Annotated in this window: 16 protein-coding genes and 1 pseudogene; 16 read left to right on the forward strand and 1 reads right to left on the reverse strand. The window is 41.0% G+C overall.

All coding sequences use genetic code 11. The annotated features are described in order from the left end of the window. The first annotated feature begins 44 nt into the window (after nucleotides 1-44). Genes BN985_RS05365 through BN985_RS18970 form a run of 3 tightly spaced genes read left to right on the forward strand, consistent with a single transcriptional unit; the run spans nucleotide 45 to nucleotide 906 of the window. Nucleotides 45-401: a hypothetical protein gene (locus BN985_RS05365; RefSeq protein ID WP_042221573.1), complete on the forward strand. Its 357-nt coding sequence runs from the start codon at nucleotides 45-47 to the stop codon at nucleotides 399-401. 12 nt (nucleotides 402-413) lie between these two features. Then, nucleotides 414-695, forward strand: a complete 282-nt coding sequence (locus BN985_RS05370) for a PepSY domain-containing protein (RefSeq protein WP_042221576.1) — start codon at nucleotides 414-416, stop codon at nucleotides 693-695. A gap of 49 nt (nucleotides 696-744) precedes the next feature. Beyond that, nucleotides 745-906, forward strand: coding sequence for a hypothetical protein (locus tag BN985_RS18970; RefSeq protein ID WP_156960078.1), 162 nt, complete (start codon nucleotides 745-747; stop codon nucleotides 904-906). A gap of 82 nt (nucleotides 907-988) precedes the next feature. Here BN985_RS18970 and BN985_RS05375 read toward each other — a convergent pair whose 3' ends face one another. After that, nucleotides 989-2,167 carry an ROK family transcriptional regulator gene (locus tag BN985_RS05375; RefSeq protein ID WP_042221577.1) on the reverse strand — a complete coding sequence of 393 codons (1,179 nt, stop codon included), beginning with the start codon at nucleotides 2,165-2,167 and terminating at the stop codon, nucleotides 989-991. 187 nt (nucleotides 2,168-2,354) lie between these two features. Between BN985_RS05375 and xylA the strand changes: the two genes are divergently transcribed. The 13 genes and pseudogenes from xylA (at nucleotide 2,355) to BN985_RS05440 (ending at nucleotide 18,702) form a co-directional block, all read left to right on the forward strand. Beyond that, complete coding sequence (gene xylA / locus BN985_RS05380) at nucleotides 2,355-3,680, forward strand: xylose isomerase (protein WP_042221578.1); 1,326 nt, start codon at nucleotides 2,355-2,357, stop codon at nucleotides 3,678-3,680. Between the two features lie 25 nt (nucleotides 3,681-3,705). Next, the gene (gene xylB, locus BN985_RS05385; protein ID WP_042221580.1) at nucleotides 3,706-5,205 is read left to right on the forward strand and encodes a xylulokinase; all 1,500 of its coding nucleotides are present in this window, start codon (nucleotides 3,706-3,708) and stop codon (nucleotides 5,203-5,205) included. A 61-nt stretch (nucleotides 5,206-5,266) separates the two neighbouring features. Further along, a complete protein-coding gene (locus tag BN985_RS05390) occupies nucleotides 5,267-5,899 on the forward strand; it encodes an SGNH/GDSL hydrolase family protein (protein ID WP_042221583.1) in 633 nt (210 codons plus the stop codon). A gap of 541 nt (nucleotides 5,900-6,440) precedes the next feature. Next, nucleotides 6,441-7,139 (forward strand): L-ribulose-5-phosphate 4-epimerase, encoded by a 699-nt coding sequence (gene araD / locus BN985_RS05395; protein ID WP_042221585.1) that lies wholly within the window; start codon nucleotides 6,441-6,443, stop codon nucleotides 7,137-7,139. 14 nt (nucleotides 7,140-7,153) lie between these two features. Beyond that, nucleotides 7,154-8,857 (forward strand): ribulokinase, encoded by a 1,704-nt coding sequence (locus BN985_RS05400; RefSeq protein ID WP_042221586.1) that lies wholly within the window; start codon nucleotides 7,154-7,156, stop codon nucleotides 8,855-8,857. A 30-nt stretch (nucleotides 8,858-8,887) separates the two neighbouring features. Then, on the forward strand, nucleotides 8,888-10,372 hold the full coding sequence (gene araA, locus BN985_RS05405; RefSeq protein ID WP_042221588.1) for an L-arabinose isomerase: 1,485 nt from the start codon (nucleotides 8,888-8,890) through the stop codon (nucleotides 10,370-10,372). 79 nt (nucleotides 10,373-10,451) lie between these two features. Further along, on the forward strand, nucleotides 10,452-11,585 hold the full coding sequence (locus tag BN985_RS05410) for a GntR family transcriptional regulator (protein ID WP_042221590.1): 1,134 nt from the start codon (nucleotides 10,452-10,454) through the stop codon (nucleotides 11,583-11,585). Between the two features lie 50 nt (nucleotides 11,586-11,635). Beyond that, nucleotides 11,636-12,793, forward strand: a complete 1,158-nt coding sequence (locus tag BN985_RS05415; protein ID WP_052360614.1) for a family 43 glycosylhydrolase — start codon at nucleotides 11,636-11,638, stop codon at nucleotides 12,791-12,793. 321 nt (nucleotides 12,794-13,114) lie between these two features. Further along, nucleotides 13,115-14,444, forward strand: a pseudogene (locus tag BN985_RS05420) (ABC transporter substrate-binding protein). A gap of 240 nt (nucleotides 14,445-14,684) precedes the next feature. Beyond that, the gene (gene arfA, locus BN985_RS05425) at nucleotides 14,685-16,178 is read left to right on the forward strand and encodes an arabinosylfuranosidase ArfA (RefSeq protein ID WP_232225571.1); all 1,494 of its coding nucleotides are present in this window, start codon (nucleotides 14,685-14,687) and stop codon (nucleotides 16,176-16,178) included. A 27-nt stretch (nucleotides 16,179-16,205) separates the two neighbouring features. Beyond that, on the forward strand, nucleotides 16,206-17,192 hold the full coding sequence (locus BN985_RS05430; protein ID WP_042221593.1) for a carbohydrate ABC transporter permease: 987 nt from the start codon (nucleotides 16,206-16,208) through the stop codon (nucleotides 17,190-17,192). Then, nucleotides 17,193-18,032, forward strand: coding sequence for a carbohydrate ABC transporter permease (locus BN985_RS05435; protein WP_042221595.1), 840 nt, complete (start codon nucleotides 17,193-17,195; stop codon nucleotides 18,030-18,032). A 31-nt stretch (nucleotides 18,033-18,063) separates the two neighbouring features. Continuing rightward, nucleotides 18,064-18,702, forward strand: a complete 639-nt coding sequence (locus tag BN985_RS05440) for a YesL family protein (RefSeq protein WP_042221596.1) — start codon at nucleotides 18,064-18,066, stop codon at nucleotides 18,700-18,702. Nucleotides 18,703-18,712 lie beyond the last annotated feature (10 nt).

Below are 18,712 nucleotides of genomic sequence, written 5' to 3' on the forward strand. Positions count from 1 at the left end.
GCTATGGTCAACAATTACCTGGAAATAGACGGGGAGGTATATCATTGTTAACCAAACAAACTGTATCTATTATTGTCGGGATTCTCACAATGATATTTTCAAGTTTCGCTTTGCTGACTCATAATGCTGACTTACTATTACTCCCGCCCATCCAATTTATATTGGGGTTGGTAACCGCTGGTATGTTAGTGTCTGGGATCACGTCCTTTCGCAATAAAACCATCGGAACAGGGTTGTTTTTCACATTTATAACATTATTTTTGCTTTCAGTGATTATCTTAAACAACACGATGACAATGGAAGGCTTCATCCCTGTTTTAACAATGTTTATAGTGTTTGGTGTGCCGATAGGTATTATTGGGATGTTTGCTAACCGGATAAATGTGCGGGATGAGCTGTAAAGGGTGGTTTGTATGAAAAAATATAACCTTACGATAATGTGTGTGTTTATTTTGCTAACTTTCACTGGCTGTGATAATTGGCATAAAGATCCTAAAATAACGGAAGAGGAGGCAAAATCCATTGTTATAGAAGATCATCCTGGAGGCTCAGATAAAGTTAGAATAAAATCAGTGAGTCATAGTTCTGGAGAATATAAAGTGAAATGGGAAATTGATGCAGATTGCAATTTTGGTATAGACTATATAGATGACCAGAGTGGTGAAATAGTAAAAAGTGAAGCATCTGCATGTTAGTAATGCTGAGTAGCCGTTTAATTTTCAAAAGGGAGAGGTGAGGAAAGTAATGGAGAGGATCATCGAGCAAAATAAAGACGAGGCTATACTAAAATACATTGTGGTGACACTGTTTTCATTCGTGACTTTTAAAAAGGTAAAGAGATTAGAAAAACGCCGGGGAGAATTAAAGGAGAGAATGGAACAAGAAAAGGACCATCACAGAGTTTAAGTGACTTTTGGAAAGTGGTAGTTTTCAAAATGATAAGCACTTGGACTTTATCCAAGCGCTTTATTATGTCCTTAGCATCCGCTTATATCACTTCAACACGATTTATATCCAAGAATCTTGAGCTAACAATGGCAGACGCACCTAAAGCATTTGAATATTTTCCAAGCGAGGAGATTTTTAAGTTAACAGAGTTACGGTGAAAGGAGGACAGCCTCTCATCAAGTACACTTTTAATCGGATTGGTGATCCAGTTTTCGAAGCGAGCCATTCGGTTTCCGATGATAAGCATATCTGGATTAAAGGTGTTTATTATATTAGCTAAGCCGATTCCGTTATATTCTCCAATAGAATGGAGCAACCGCAACACGTCTTTATTTCCTTTTTTCGCTTCTGACTCTATGCTTTCCAGTGTGATAGAATCGTCTTTCTTAAACAACTCCATTTTTTTTGCTTCCTTTAACAACGCACTCTCAGATGCATATAGTTCCCAGCATCCACGATTTCCGCAGCTGCATTTTCTTCCATTCACTTCGATTGTTAGATGTCCCATTTCGCCTGAAATACCTGTTGCTCCTTTGTAAAGCTGCCCGTTCATAATAATCCCGGTCCCGATTCCAATTCCCACACTTACATAAATGAGATTTATTGCATTTTTTCCTGCACCATAAAGGTGTTCTCCTAACGCTCCTGTATTGGCTTCATTATCAATTACAGTTGGTATGTTAAATTTCTCCTCCAAAATTTGTTTCAAATTCACCTCACTCAGCTCTAAGTACGGGGTGAAGAGAATATGACCTTCTGGGTCGACAATGCCTGGTGCTCCAATTCCTATTCCGACTACACCATATGGACTCTGTGGTGCTTTCCCGATCAATGTACTCACGAGCGAACTTAAAGTCTGAATAACGTGCTCTGCATCTTTACCAGAAAGAGGTACGGATATCTCTTCCACTATTTCGCCACTCAATTCTGTTAGTACTGCTAATATATAATTAACTCCAAGGTCGAGGCCAATCGCATAACCGGCATGTGTATTAAAATAGAGCATGACAGGCTTTCTTCCGCCACTAGACTGTCCCTGACCTAATTCGTTAACAAGCTCATCCGCGATAAGATCACTGACCAGGTTCGAGACAGTGGCTTTATTTAATCCTGTTTCTTTCGATATTTGAGCCCTAGAAATAGGACTTTTCTTTTCAATGGTGCTTAACACAATTGATTTATTAATCTGTTTTACCAGTGTTTGGTCGCCTGTTTTCATTGTTTCCCTACTACCCTTCATTGTTTAATGCTTAAATATAGTGTAACCATTTTATCATAGTTTTGAATGTTTATATGAAACTTGTTTTTCTATCGAATACAAGTTAAATAATATTGACATCGCTTACATATAAAATTATACTTTGTTTAATGATTAAACTAATTAATTAAATAGGGAGTGAAGTATAGTGGCTTATTTTAAAAACATTGATCAAATCAAGTACGAAGGATCTGTTTCTACAAATCCATTCGCATTCAAATTTTACAATCCGGAAGAAAAAATTGGCGGAAAAACGATGGAGGAAATCCTTCGTTACGGAGTGGCATATTGGCATACATTTACAATGGATGGTTCTGATCCATTTGGTGTGGGAACGATGCAACGCCCATGGGATAAGTATTCTGGAATGGACTTGGCAAAAGCACGTTTAGAAGCGGCTTTTGAGCTGTTTGAAAAATTAAATGTCCCTTTCTTCTGTTTTCACGATGTCGATATTGCACCTGAAGGAAGTAATTTGCGAGAAACGAATAAAAACCTTGATACCATTGTGAGTTTAATGAAAGATTATATGAAAGACAGCAAAACAAAGCTACTCTGGAATACGGCAAACAACTTTACCCATCCACGTTTTATTCATGGGGCTGCTTCCTCAAATAGTGCGGATATTTTCGCTTATTCGGCTGCCAAAGTGAAAAAAGGACTGGAGATCGGAAAAGAGCTCGGTGCAGAGAATTATGTTTTCTGGGGTGGTAGAGAAGGTTACGAGACACTGCTCAATACAGATATGAAATTGGAAATGGATAATTTAGGGCGTTTTTTCCACATGGCTGTTGACTATGCGAAGGAAATTGGCTTTGATGCTCAATTCCTAATTGAACCAAAACCAAAAGAACCAACGACACACCAATATGACTTTGATGTGGCAACAGGCTATGCATTCCTGCAAAACTATGATCTACAAGATCACTTCAAATTCAACATTGAAGCAAACCATGCTACCTTAGCAGGGCATACGTTTGAACATGAACTACGATATGCTAGAGTAAACAATATGCTAGGATCCGTTGACGCAAACCAGGGAGATCCACTGCTCGGCTGGGATACAGATGAATTCCCGACAGACTTGTACTCTACAACACTAGCAATGTATGAGATTCTGAAAAACGGTGGGCTTGGCCGTGGGGGCTTGAATTTTGATGCAAAGGTTCGCAGAGGATCATTTGAAGCAGAAGATTTATTCCACGCGCACATTGCAGGGATGGATGCTTTTGCAGTTGGTCTTCGTGTTGCCCAGAAACTGATTGATGATAAAGTGTTTGAAAGTGTACTAGAAGAACGCTATCAGAGCTATACAGATGGAATTGGTTTAGAGATTGTCCAAGGAAAAACCGATTTTCATAAATTAGAACAGCATGCGTTAGAGATGAATGGAGTGACGCATTCTTCTGGCCGTCTTGAAAAAATAAAAGCAACGCTCAATCAGTACTTGCTAAGGGCATATGCGGGAGAATAGATCTGTTTAAAGATGAGGTGGAAAGATGAAATACGTAATCGGGATTGATTTAGGAACAAGTGCCGTGAAAATCCTACTCGTTGACCAAAACGGTAACGTAACACAGGAGGTTACCAAGCAGTATGCCTTAATCCAGGAAAAACCAGGATATAGTGAACAACGTCCAGAGGATTGGTTGGAGCAAACGATTGCAGGACTTGCTGAATTGCTTGAAGGGTTTCATGGCGAGGTGACAGCGATTGAAGGGATCAGTTTTTCTGGTCAAATGCATGGACTTGTATTATTAGATGAACAACAGAACGTGTTGCGTCCTGCTATCCTTTGGAATGATACGAGAACAACCGCGCAATGTAAGCAAATTTACGATAAGGTCGGAGAAGCGCGGCTGTTGGACATTACGAAGAATCCAGCATTAGAAGGCTTTACGCTTCCAAAGCTACTATGGGTGAAGGAACACGAACCGGAAATATACGCAAGGGCGAGGACGTTTGTTTTACCGAAGGACTATGTGCGTTACAGGTTGACTGGCACATTGCACATGGATTATTCCGACGCAGCGGGTACGTTGTTGTTGGATGTTGCCAACATGAATTGGAGTTCGGAGCTATGTGATGTGCTGGATATTGATGTTAATCTGTGTCCACCATTGGTTGGGTCCCATGAGGAAGTTGGCCATGTTACCGAAGAGATGGCAGAAAAGACTGGACTTTCCTCCGCAACCCGTGTGTTTGCAGGAGGAGCAGATAATGCATGTGGCGCGATAGGCGCAGGCATTTTATCAGAAGGAAAAACGCTTTGCAGTATTGGCACATCAGGGGTAGTCCTTTCCTATGAGCAGGAAGGTACAAAGGAATTTGGCGGTAAAGTGCATTATTTTAACCACGGAGCACCTGAAGCCTATTATACAATGGGTGTCACGTTGGCAGCTGGTCATAGCTTAAGCTGGTTTAAGGACGTGTTTGCTACAGATGTATCCTTTGATGTGCTTTTGTCTGAAGTTGCTACTGTTCCGGTCGGCTCGAATGGATTACTATTCACTCCATACATATCTGGAGAACGTTCGCCCCATGCTGATGCCATGATTCGCGGAAGTTTTATCGGGATGGATAGCAGACATGAAAGAAAGGACTTTGTGCGTGCTGTCATGGAAGGTATTACCTTTTCCTTAAACGAGTCCTTGGAAGTATTTCGCCAAAATGGAAAAGAGATGGACACCATTGTTTCCATCGGCGGGGGAAGTAAAAGCTCAGAATGGCTACAAATGCAGGCAGATATTTTCCAAACACCGATCGTTCGCCCATCCAGTGAACAAGGGCCGGGCATGGGTGCTGCAATGCTTGCTGCTTTTGGCTGTGGCTGGTTTGCTTCACTACAGGATTGTGCAGATAGCTTTTTAGAAATGGATGAAATCTATCATCCATTTCAGGAGAATGTAGTGAAATATAAAGAATTGTTTGCAATCTATCAAGATGTGTATGGACAGACGAAGCAGCTAAATGATAGTTTAAGTAGATACCGCATGTAATCTTTAGGGAGCATCAGCCAGAGCGGCTGGTGCTTTTCTTTATTTAGGAAGGGGAAAAAGCATGAAAAAAATACTTTTTATCGGTGATAGTATTACAGAGTGGGGAAAGCCGGAGGACCCGGAAGACTTAGGGATTGGGTATGTTCGTCTCTTGAATGATTATTTACGGGTTACCTATCCTACGACGGGATTCAGTGTTGTTAATAAAGGCATTGGTGGAAACCGCGTCACGGATTTAGCAGATAGATGGGTCAGAGATGTGCTAGAGGAAAAGCCGGATCTGGTTTCGATTTCCATTGGTGTGAATGATGTATGGCGACAGTTGGACCAAACTGATATTGACCAGGTAACTCCCGATATGTTTGCGCAAGTTTATGAAGGTCTTCTAGGTCAGCTTCGTGGGCTGGAAGTTGTGTTAATGGAGCCGACGATTATTGAGGAAGACGTAGACGCAGTTGGGAACCAAATGCTTTCGGCCTATGTAGAGATCGTTCGTGAACTCGGAGCAAAATATCAGGCGAAAGTAGTGCCAACCAATAAAGCATTCTTAACTTATTTACAGGCTGGAAGTGGAGTTGCGCTGACTACAGATGGCGTACATATGAATTCAAAGGGCAATATGCTTATGGCTAAGACATGGCTCGAAGTTGCGGGAGAAAGCTGTGCGAAGGTTTTGATGAATGAAGAGGTTTAGTTGTTAGTCTATATGTGAGCGTTGGCCGGGATGGTGTGGCCGAGGCTATGAGCGAGGAGCAGGGGTGTTAGCCTTGCTCCTCGTATCATACTCATCGGGGGCTGAGCGAGAGTATTGGTTCAACGCACCCCTCTTAAAGAGGGAGCTTATTAATCGACCAAAAACAGTGGATAATCAACCAAGATGCTGAGAGAATCAACCAGGATGCCGAGGGAATAAACCAGGAAGCCGGAAGAATCAACCAACAATCCCTGAGAATCAACCAAGGATGCGCTCCAATCAACCAAGAGTCAGGAAGAATCAACCAACAATCCAAAAAAATCAACCAACAATCCAAAAAAATCAACCAAAGCAATACTCCAATCAATCTACACCGCATGTCGCTCCGCTGAGACCCTCCCCAGCTCGCGCCCTACGCATACAAAAATCAAAAAACTTCAAAAAGTTTACCAAAACATATTGATTGTACGTACAAATTATATTAATATAGATCACATAAGTTAAATATACGTACAAGTTAAATGGATGAGAGGTGAGTAAAGTGCTTGAAGATTTAAAAGACCAAGTGTTGGAAGCAAACTTACAGTTACCTAAGCATAATCTTGTAACGTTTACTTGGGGAAATGTAAGCGGTGTCAGTAGAGAAGAGAAGCTTATCGTTATTAAACCAAGTGGTGTGGACTATGAAAATATGAAAGCGGAAGACATGGTAGTCGTTGACTTTGATGGAAACGTAGTGGAAGGTGATTTGAACCCATCATCAGACACGCCGACCCACATTGTCCTTTACAAAAACTTTCCTGACATAGGGGGAGTTGTCCATACACATGCCCCGTGGTCTACGAGTTGGGCACAGGCAGGAAGAGGGATTCCGCCACTTGGCACGACCCATGCAGATTATTTTTATGGAAGTGTTCCATGTACAAGGGAAATGACAGATCAAGAAATTAATGGTGCGTATGAGTTAGAAACGGGGAATGTCATTGTGGAAACATTCCACAACAAGGAGATTAACCCTAACGCCATACCAGGTGTGCTCGTACATAGTCATGCACCATTTACCTGGGGGAAAGACCCCGCTGAAGCAGTGCATAATGCGGTAGTGCTTGAAGAAGTGGCCAAGATGGGATACAACACATTCCAATTAAAACCTGGTACAGAAGACATGAACCAGGCGCTACTCGATAAACATTACTTAAGAAAACATGGAGCAAAGGCGTATTACGGTCAAGGAAAATAAGGAGGTGTTGTTTCATGGCAAACTATGCAATTGGAGTAGATTATGGAACAGAATCAGGTAGGGCTGTATTGGTTCGTGTTGCCGATGGGCAGGAGATAGCGGACCATGTTACCCGATATAAACATGGTGTCATTGATGAAAAATTACCGGAATCAAATGTGCTACTCGGGAATGAATGGGCGTTGCAGCATCCTGAGGATTATCTGGATGTCTTGGCACAGTCCATACCAGCAATTTTGAAAGAATCTAAGGTTGATCCAGCTGACGTTATCGGGCTTGGTATTGATTTTACAGCATGTACGATGCTCCCATTAGATCATAAAGGAAAGCCGCTTAGCTTTGATCCTTCTTTAAAAGATAACCCACATAGCTGGGTAAAGCTTTGGAAGCACCATGCAGCACAAGAGGAAGCGACACGCCTGAATGAAATCGCCGAACAACGGGGAGAAGCATTCCTTGCCAGGTATGGTGGGAAAATTTCTTCTGAGTGGATGATTGCGAAAATCTGGCAAATCCTAAATGAAGCACCTGACATTTATGAAGAAACAGACCGCTTTTCAGAAGCCACGGACTGGGTGATTTCCCAGCTGACAGGTCGATATGTACGCAATAGCTGTACGGCAGGATATAAATCCATCTGGCATAAACAAGAGGGGTATCCGGACAAGGACTTCTTTGCTGCATTAGATCCACGACTTGAAAATCTAGCAGAAACAAAGTTACGAGGAGACATTGTGCCACTTGGAACGAGGGCTGGTGGGCTGACAGATGAGATGGCGGCAAGAACAGGGCTTTTACCTGGAACATCAGTGGCTGTAGGGAATGTCGATGCACACGTATCCGTCCCAGCAATGGGTGTGGCTGAACCTGGCAAACTCGTGATGACGATGGGGACATCGATTTGTTCCATGATTCTAGGCGATGAAGAGAAAGAAATTGAAGGAATGTGCGGTGTTGTAGAAGATGGAATCATTCCTGGGTTTTATGGATATGAAGCTGGCCAATCGGCTGTAGGAGATATTTTCGCATGGTTTGTTGATCAGGCTGTTCCGGAATATGTTAAGAAAACAGCGGAGGAAGCAGGCGAGAACATTCACCAATTTTTAGAGAAAAAGGCAGCTGCATATAAGCCTGGTGAAACAGGACTGCTTGCCCTTGATTGGTGGAATGGAAATCGCTCCGTTTTAGTCGATACAGAGCTCAGTGGCGTAATGTTTGGTATGACCTTGCAGACAAAGCCGGAGGAAATGTATCGTGCACTACTGGAGGCAACCGCGTTTGGTACAAGAAAAATTGTAGACGCTTTCCATAACAACGGAGTAGAAGTAGAAGAGCTTTATGTTTGTGGTGGATTACCACAGAAAAACAAGCTCCTCCTGCAAATTTATGCTGACGTAACAAACCGTGTAATCCGCATTGCCGACTCTGTTCAAACACCTGCTTTAGGTGCTGCTATGTTTGGAGCACTTGCTGCAGGCTCAGAAAATGGCGGGTTTGACCATATCTTAGATGCTACCAAACAGATGGGGCGAGTGAAGGATGAGGTTGTCCGTCCTATACCAGAAAATGTGGCGGTTTATGAAAAGCTTTTCCAAGAGTACGACAGACTTCATGATTATTTTGGCAGAGGTGAAAACAACGTAATGAAGCGCCTCCGCACTATTCGCGACGGAGCGGACAAACAAGAGGGTATACAATCCACGATACCAGTTTCATAGAAAGATACTATACATTCAGGGGGTAAATAGATGCTATTAGAAAAAACACATCAATTCTGGTTTGTAACCGGAAGCCAACAATTATATGGCAACGAGGCACTTCTCGAAGTGGAGCAGCATTCGAAGGAGATAGTTGCAGGGTTAAACGAGAAAGACGGCTTAAACTATGAAGTTCAATTTAAGAAAACATTAACGAACGCCAAAGACATTCATGCACTTATGCTTGAGGCAAACAATGATGACCAGTGTGCTGGCATCATCACATGGATGCACACTTTTTCACCAGCAAAAATGTGGATTGCAGGATTGAAATCTTTACAGAAGCCTTTGCTTCACTTGCACACGCAATACAACAGGGAGATACCATGGAAAGAAATTGACATGGACTTCATGAATATAAACCAATCAGCCCATGGTGACAGAGAGTATGGATTTATTGGTACGCGTATGAATGTTGCGAGAAAGGTTGTAGTGGGGCATTGGCAAAACGCAGATGTGGAACAGAAGATTGGCGACTGGATGCATACTGCAGTATCGGTAACAGAGGGCACCTCTATTCGAATCGCTAGATTTGGAGATAATATGCGAAATGTAGCGGTGACGGATGGGGATAAAATTGAAGCACAGATCAAATTTGGCTGGACCGTTGATTATTATGGAATTGGCGATTTGGTAGAGGAAATAAATGCTTTTTCAGAAGAAGAAGTAGATACCCTTTACAAAGAATACGAATCTAGCTATACGCTTCCATCAGAAGCAGCTGAGCCAGGGGAAGTCCGCGAGTCTATACGTGAACAAGCCCGTATAGAGCTAGGGTTAAAAGCATTTTTAACCAAGCATCAGTATAATGCATTCACAACGAACTTTGAAGACCTTCATGGCATGAAACAACTCCCAGGCCTTGCTGCACAGCGTTTAATGGCTGAAGGCTACGGATTTGCTGGAGAAGGGGATTGGCGTACTGCCGGACTCTTACGTCTCATGAAGATTATGGCAGACAATAAAGGGACGTCCTTTATGGAGGATTATACGTACCACCTTGAAGAAGGAAATGAAATGATATTAGGCTCCCATATGCTGGAGATTTGCCCAACAATTGCAGCCGAAAAGCCAGCTATTGTGGTAAATCCGCTTTCTATAGGAGATAAAGCTGATCCAGCAAGACTCGTTTTTGACGGGAGAGCAGGAAAAGCGCTTGTCGCCTCTTTAGTTGAATTAGGTGGAAGGTACCGTTTGATTGTAAATGAAGTGCAAGCAGAGGCAGTAACAGAGGAAACCCCAAATCTACCTGTAGCAAAAGTATTATGGAAGCCTGAACCATCATTAAGTGAGGCAACCGAGTCCTGGATTTATGCAGGAGGAGCGCATCATACGGTCTTTTCCTATGACGTATCAGTTGAACAATTAATGGATTTTGCAGAGATGGCAGAAATAGAATGTGTGGTTATTGATAGCACTTCCACTGTTCGCAATATAAGGCAGCAATTACGTTTGGGAGAGGCATTTTGGCAATAGATCCAGGGAAAATAGGAGCATAGGAAAGCGCATGATTATATGGTATCCTTAACTTATACGAATAAGTTGAGGTGGTTGCATGGAAACAAAGTACAGCATGGTGAAACGAGCGATTCAATCCGATATCCTGGACGGTACCTATATACCGCACCAAAAAATCAGCTCGGAAAGTGAATTGATGAAGCAATTTGGAGTCAGTAGACATACCGTTAGGCTGGCAATTGGCGACTTAGTAGCAAAGGGTTGGTTATATCGTGAACAAGGAGCTGGAACGTTCGTTACGGATAGAAGAGAAGAGCAGGATACCATACAAGTAGTAGACCGAAAAAACATTGCGATTATTACGACCTATATTTCAGATTATATTTTCCCCACTATCATTAGAGGAGCGGAATGTGTTTTAAGTCAAGAAGGCTATCATGTGAGTATCTTTAGTACCAATAACGATCATGAAAAAGAGCGCGAGATTTTGGAAAAGATTTTGAGCCAACCCTTTGATGGGGTGATTGTGGAGCCGACAAAGAGTGCGTTTTCTAACCCAAATATTAACTATTATCTTAACTTGGAACGTCTATCCATTCCGTATATTATGATTAATGCTTATTATGATGAGCTTGAACCTACAAGCATTGTGATGGACGATGAAAAAGGTGGATTCATCCAGACGGAGCACCTTATACAATTAGGGCATACAGAAATTGCTGGTATATTTAAAACAGATGATTTACAAGGTACAAAGCGAATGAAGGGTTTTTTGAAAGCGCATCGTCGTTATGGGCTTCCACTCAACCCGAAAAATATTATTACCTATAATACGGAAGAAAAGCATACCAAGCCTATGAAAGATCTGGAAAAAATGTTGTTCTCTGGGGAAGCACGTGGGATTACTGGGTTAGTCGCTTATAACGATGAACTGGTGATCAACGTGTTGAACCTTTTGCGCAAGAAAGACATGCAAGTCCCTCATGATTTATCGATTGTGGGGTATGATGATTCCTTCTATACAGAAGTATCAGAGGTGAAGCTTACCTCTGTTGCACATCCGAAGAGCGATATGGGTCAGGCTGCAGCTAAGACCATTCTTGATCTTATTAAAAGGAAAAATAGTAACAAAGTAAATGGTCCTGGGCAGGTAGAGTCTACTGTCTATCAGCCTGAACTTATATTGCGCAGCTCGACCAAAGAGTTAAAAAAGATTGAAGTTACTTCATAAGTGAGACCTATTTACTTAGTTGGTTTCCTTTGAGCCAGGAGGGTGAAACGTTGATAGTAAAACAAGTAAATCCTGTCATGGTGCACACTACAGTGGGTACAAAGCCTGCTCTACCTTCGAAGGTGGCTGTTGAGCTTACTGATGGGAATAACGTAGAAATAAATGTGGCATGGTCAAATGAGGAAAACATGGATTTTCAAAAGAAAGGTGAGTATGAAATTAAAGGGGATCTGTACTATAAGCAATACCCAAGACCGCTAATTGAGCAACGTGCAGACCCTTATATTTATTTACATGAGGATGGATATTATTATTTCACAGGGTCCTATCCACTTTATGATCGAATTGTAATTCGTAGAGCTAAAACGATAGAAGGCTTATCTCAGGCTAAAGAGGTTACTGTGTGGGAGAAACGTCAGGAGGGGATCCTGTCAGAACATATTTGGGCACCAGAACTCCATTTCATTAATGGAAAATGGTATATCCATTTTGCGGCAGGGGATAAAGAGGACGTATGGGCGATTAGACCATATGTATTGGAAACAAGTTCTGCTAATCCGCTAGAAGGAACCTGGGAGGAAAAAGGACAAATTAACACGGCTTTTCAAAGCTTTTCCCTTGATGCCACTACCTTTGAGCATAGTGGATCTAGGTATCTCGTCTGGGCACAAAAAGTGGCGGAGGATACGATCTCCAATATGTATATCGCTAAAATGAAAAATCCGTGGACACTGGAAGGGGAGCAAGTCCTCTTATCAACCCCTGAATTCAAATGGGAGCAACAGGGTTTTTATGTAAACGAAGGGCCGGCCATGCTGAAGCGTAATGGAAAACTATTTATCTCGTATTCTGCAAGTGCCACAGATGACCGCTACGTTATGGGACTACTTACCGCTGATGAAAATAGTAATCTGTTGGATCCACTCTCGTGGAAAAAGGCAGCCGAACCTATTTTCATTTCAAATGAGCAGCAGAAGCAGTATGGCCCAGGTCATAATAGCTTTACGGTAGACGAGGAGGGGAATGACCTGCTTGTATATCATGCAAGGCCATACAAGGAGATCAGTGGAAACCCGTTATATGATCATAATCGTCATGCAAGAATACAGCCATTGCTATGGAAAACAGATGGAACACCATATTTTGGAGTGCCTGGAGACATGCTAGAGGGCGAGACGACTGTGGTAGCCAAAGTGGTGGTGAACTAGGTCGCCAATAACCTTCTCCTTATTTTCGCTGTATTTTATTGAAAAATTTTGTACGTATAAGTTTGTTTAGAATATTCTTTCAAGTTATTGACTAGTTATAAGAGTAGTGATACTATTTCATTAACAGAGACTAGAGGGCATGTTTGAAACCGATTAGACGAAGCTCGAACATGTCCGTACAAAAGAAGAAAATGAATGCGTTATCAAAAATTATAATCATAAAAAGAAAGTAGGAGGTGGAGGAAACAATTCATCGTTGGATAATCAATAGCATTAAGTGTTATTTATGGAAGCGCTTTATAAAAGTGAGGGGGAAATTAAATGAAAAAGTTCTTATTGTTGGTAGTTCTCATGTTTATCCCTGCAATACTTGCAGCATGTGGGGGTAGTGATGAGGCAAGTGGTGAAGCAGAAGAAACAGAGGTTATTGGAGAAGACATAGAAGGAGCGACAGAATTAACATATTGGACCTTTGTAGGACAGCATGTTGACTTGTTCCGAGATTCAGCTGAGAGATGGAATGAGGAAAATCCAGACAGACCAATTAAACTAGTTGCTGAGACATATCCATATGATCAGATGCACAATAACTTATTGTTAGCCTTACAATCAGGCAAAGGGGCACCAGACATTTCAGATATTGAGCTCGGACGTTATGCCAACTACTTGCAAGGAGAACCACAGTTAGAGCCAATGAATGAATATGTAGAGCCGGTTTTAGGAGAATCTGTTTCTTCAAGATTTGAGCTTTATGCTAAGGATGGGAATTACTACGGAATACCAACACATGTAGGAGCCACAGTCATGTATTATAATACAGAGATTATGGATCAAGCAGGCGTTGATATAGATGCAATTAAAACATGGGATGACTATGTGGAAGCAGGAAAGCAAGTTGTCGAGAATACAGATTCTGTTATGTGGAACGTAGGAACAACTGACTTTTTAATGGACTTCTGGCCAATGGTTTCTCAACGAAAATCTGACTTTTTTGACGGGAATGGCGATGTAACGCTTGATAATGAAACAAATGTTGAGACACTACAGTTTTTACATGATGTCCTTTATGAAGAAGAGATCGCCGAACTTACACCAGGAGCTATGAATCAATCAGAAGAATTTTATGGCTATATGAATGATGGTGGAGCAGGGTCTGTTTTAGCGCCAATATGGTATATGGGAAGATTCATCGATAGTATGCCAGATTTGGAAGGTAAGATTGCAATTCGTCCAATGCCTGCATGGGAAGAAGGAGGCAATCGCTCTGCCGGTATGGGTGGAACAGGTACCGTTGTAACAAATCAATCAGAAGCAACCGATCTAGCAAAAGAATTTCTTGCCTATACAAAACTATCAGAGGAAGGAAACATTAACCTTTGGACAGTTCTTGGTTTTGACCCTCCACGCTGGGAAGTTTGGGAAAGTGAAGAGGTGAGAGAAGACAATAAATATTATCAATATTTTGGGGAAGGTATTTTTGACACACTATTAGATGAAAGATGAAATACATGAACTGAATATAACGGAAAATACTCCTGATGTGGCTACAGAATACAATACAAATGTAGCAGAAAATGTACTCAGACAGCAGGCTCAGACACCAGAAGAAGCATTAAAAGAGGCTGCAGAAAAAATTCGAGAGATGCAGTAAAGGAAGAGAACAAGAGTGAGGAGACGCAAGGAGAATCTCCTTGCTTTTGTTCTTTTATTAAGGGCAATCAAATTTCCAAAGTGATTGAAAAGTAAAATAATTTTATATATAATCAACTTATACGTACAAATTATAGCGGAATATAGTTACACACATAGGAGTGAATGAAGGAGAGGGGCATAGGTAACATCTTACTTATAAATGGGAGGAATTACATTGTCTAATGAACTAAAGGCGAAAATGGTATTAGATAAAAGCTATAGTATTTCCGAAATAGATAACCGAATATATGGTTCTTTTATTGAACATCTGGGCAGGGCAGTCTATGGAGGGATTTATGAACCAGATCATCCTCAAGCAGATGAACAAGGTTTCCGCAAGGATGTTATTGATCTAGTAAAAGGACTACATGTCCCAATCGTCCGTTATCCAGGTGGGAATATGGTGTCTGCTTATAATTGGGAAGATGGAGTAGGGCCAAAAAGTGAACGCCCGAAAAGACTTGAATTAGCGTGGCGCACCATTGAAACTAACGAGATAGGTACAAATGAATTTATGGACTGGGCTAAGAAAGTAAATGCAGATGTCATGATGGCTGTCAATTTAGGGACTAGAGGCATCGATGCAGCAAGAAACTTAATAGAATATACGAACCATCCTGGCGGAACTTACTGGAGTGATCTGAGAAAAGAACATGGATACGCAGAACCGCACAATATTAAAACATGGTGTTTAGGGAATGAAATGGATGGCCCGTGGCAGGTTGGACAAAAGACAGCTTATGAATACGGGAGAATTGCAAAGGAAACGGGAAAAGCTATGAAACTAGTAGATCCCTCTATCGAATTAGTTGCTTGTGGCAGTTCGAATACGGGAATGCCAACCTTTCCGGAATATGAAGCAACAACGCTAGATATAGCTTATGAGGAAATAGACTTTATTTCCTTGCATCAATATTATGGGAACAGATCGGACGATACCGCCAACTATTTGGCAAAAACAATGGACATGGACCATTTTATCAAAACGGTTACCTCTACCTGTGATTATATTAAAGCAAAACATCGAAGCAAAAAAACGATCAACTTAAGCTTTGATGAGTGGAACGTTTGGTATCATTCGAATGATGCGGATAAACAAATTGATGCCTGGGAAGTTGCTCCTCCACAATTGGAAGATGTCTATAACTTTGAAGATGCCCTGCTTGTTGGCAGCATGTTAATCACCTTTCTCAATCATGCAGATCGAGTGAAGATGGCTTGTATGGCACAATTAGTGAACGTCATTGCTCCAATTATGACGGAAAATAACGGACGATCGTGGAAGCAAACGATCTATTACCCTTATATGTATACATCACTATATGGAAGAGGGACAGCACTTAAACCGATTCTTTCGTCACCAAAATATGACTCGAAAGATTTTACGGATGTTAACTATATCGATTGTGCAGCAGTTTATAATAATGAAGCAGAAGAAGTGGTTCTCTTTATCGTAAACAAAAATCTCGAGGAGAATATCTCCATTACAACGGATGTAAGATCCTTTGAAGGATACAAAGTCGTGGAGCATGTTGTTTTAGAGAATGAGGATCTAAAGGCAGTAAATAAACCAGGAGATGAGAAGGTCACTCCACACAATGTCGGTTACTCCAAAATAGATAATGGTGTATTGGAATCAAGGCTAACTAAAGCGTCATGGAACATGATTCGATTGAAAAATGTAAACGCTTAAGGGTTTATAGTTAAAAGGAGGGAAATAATGGAACCGGCATCTAGCAATGTACAGTTACAAGTAGAAAATGAGGGACGGCCAAATCAAAAAGGACCGCAATTTAAAGGGAAGAAAAAAGGACCCAATAAATTCCTTAAATTTCTTAATTCAAAGAAAGTAGTACCATATGTTTTTGTCTCACCATTTATCATAACCTTTCTCGTGTTAACCTTATATCCAGCTATACAAGGGATCTTGATGAGTTTTCAAAGTGTGCTTCCAGGACAGGTAACATTTGTTGGTCTGGAGAATTACTCGAGGATTACAAATGGCACATTTCTTAGAGCGTTAACGAACACGACCATTTATGTTGTGCTAACGGTTATTATATTGACCGTCATTCCGATGGTATTGGCAGTATTTTTAGATTCGAAGTTTGTTAAGATGAAGACTGTTTTTCGGGCATCTTTCTTTATACCAGCATTAACATCAACCATAGTTGGTGGTATGATCTTTCGATTAATGTTTGGTGAGCAAGATACCGCCATTGCAAATCAGGTATTAGGATTTTTGGGAATGGATACTGTTAACTGGCGATTTACTGCATGGTCCGGAATGTTCCTGATGGTAATTTTAGCTTCATGGAGATGGATAGGCGTAAACATGTTGTATTTCTTGGCGGCATTGCAAAATATTCCAACAGAATTATATGAGGCTTCTGAAATAGATGGGGCATCCAAATTAAAGCAGTTTTGGTATGTTACATTGCCACAATTAAAACCAATTATAGTATTCGTTACAACGATTACGATCATTAATGGATTTAGAATGTTTGAGGAGAGCTTCGTATTTTGGGAAGCAGGATCACCAGGGAATATCGGTTTAACAGTAGTTGGGTATATTTATCAACAAGGTATCCAGCAGAATAATATTGGTTTCGGAGCAGCTGTAGGTGTCGTTTTAATGCTCATCATATTTGTAGTTAGTATTATTAACCTCATCTTAACTGGTGCTTTCAAAAAGGGGGATGAGTAGATGAATAAAAAGCGTTTTCCTCTACTAAAATGGGTTATCAATATTGGATTATCTATCACAGCGTTGATAGCGCTTTTTCCAATTATAAGTCTTGTCATTTCATCTTTTATGCCTTCCTCTGAATTGATGAGAAACGGCATTTCCTTAAATATAAGTTTCGATCAGTTAAACTTAGATAACTATCTTTATATTTTCACGCAGGCTCCCGAGTACTGGGCTTGGTATGGAAACAGTTTAATAATTTCAGCCGTGACGATTGTCCTGTCACTATTCTTTTCGTCCATGGTAGGCTATGCGTTAGCATTGTACGATTTTAAAGGGAAAAACCTTTTCTTTATCCTCGTGCTATTTATCTTAATGGTACCGTTTGAAATATTAATGCTTCCACTATTCCGCATGATGATAAATCTGCAATTAGTCGATACATACTTGGCAGTCATCTTACCATTAGTGGTAGCTCCGGTAGCTGTGTTTTTCTTTAGACAATATGCACTGGGTTTACCTAAGGAATTAATGGATGCAGCACGAATAGACGGTTCTACTGAGTATGGAATATTTTTCCGGATCATGCTGCCACTAATGGGTCCTTCGTTGGCTGCAATGGCAATCCTGCAAGGTCTTGCAAGTTGGAATAACTTCCTGTGGCCATTGCTCGTGCTTCGGTCTAACGATATGTTCACGTTACCAATAGGTCTCGCGACACTGCTGACACCTTATGGAAACAATTACGATGTGTTAATTGCTGGTTCGGTTATGACGATTATTCCGATTATTATTTTGTTTATCTTTTTCCAACGCTATTTTGTTTCAGGGCTTACAGTAGGTGGCGTAAAAGGATAGGCGAAAGTCTAGTTAAAGAGGGGGTTGCAAGGTGAATGTGAATGGTGTGGTAACAACATTAGAAAAAATGATGAATTGGGTCGCCAGATTAGCCTATCTAAATTTGCTATGGTTGCTGTTTTCTTTACGGGGGCTCTTCCTGGCAGGGGTTTTTCCAGCTACCGTTGCAGCGCTTGGGGTATCCAGGAAATGGCTTTCTGGTGAACAGGATATAAAAATATGGAAAACCTTTAAAGAAGGATATTCCACTGAATTTAAAGCAGCTAATGCTTTAGGTTGGATATTAACAGCTGTTGGATCCTTGCTCTATGTTAATTACCGTGTCTTACTGGGATTACAAGAAACGGTTTCATTCCTTGTTCCATTTGCCTTTTACTTTATCATCATCGTGTATGTTTTAGTGATTATTTGGAGCTTCCCTCTTTTAGCACATTATCAGACGAATATATTTCAGCATTTAAAAAATGCATTTATTATTGGCTTTTCTAAAGTGCATATCTCGCTAGGAATAGGGATACTCGGTTTTGTTAGCATCTATTTTTCTCTTGAACATCCCGCTTTCATTCCGTTCTTTCTATTTAGCGCCATCGCCATCATGTGGATGTGGGCTGCAATGTATGTTTTTAAAGCTTTAGATAAAAAGACAGCGGAAGTAGGAAACGAAGCTTAGATTGAAACCA

Source organism: Oceanobacillus manasiensis, assembly GCF_000724085.1.
Taxonomy (GTDB): domain Bacteria; phylum Bacillota; class Bacilli; order Bacillales; family Amphibacillaceae; genus Oceanobacillus_B; species Oceanobacillus_B manasiensis.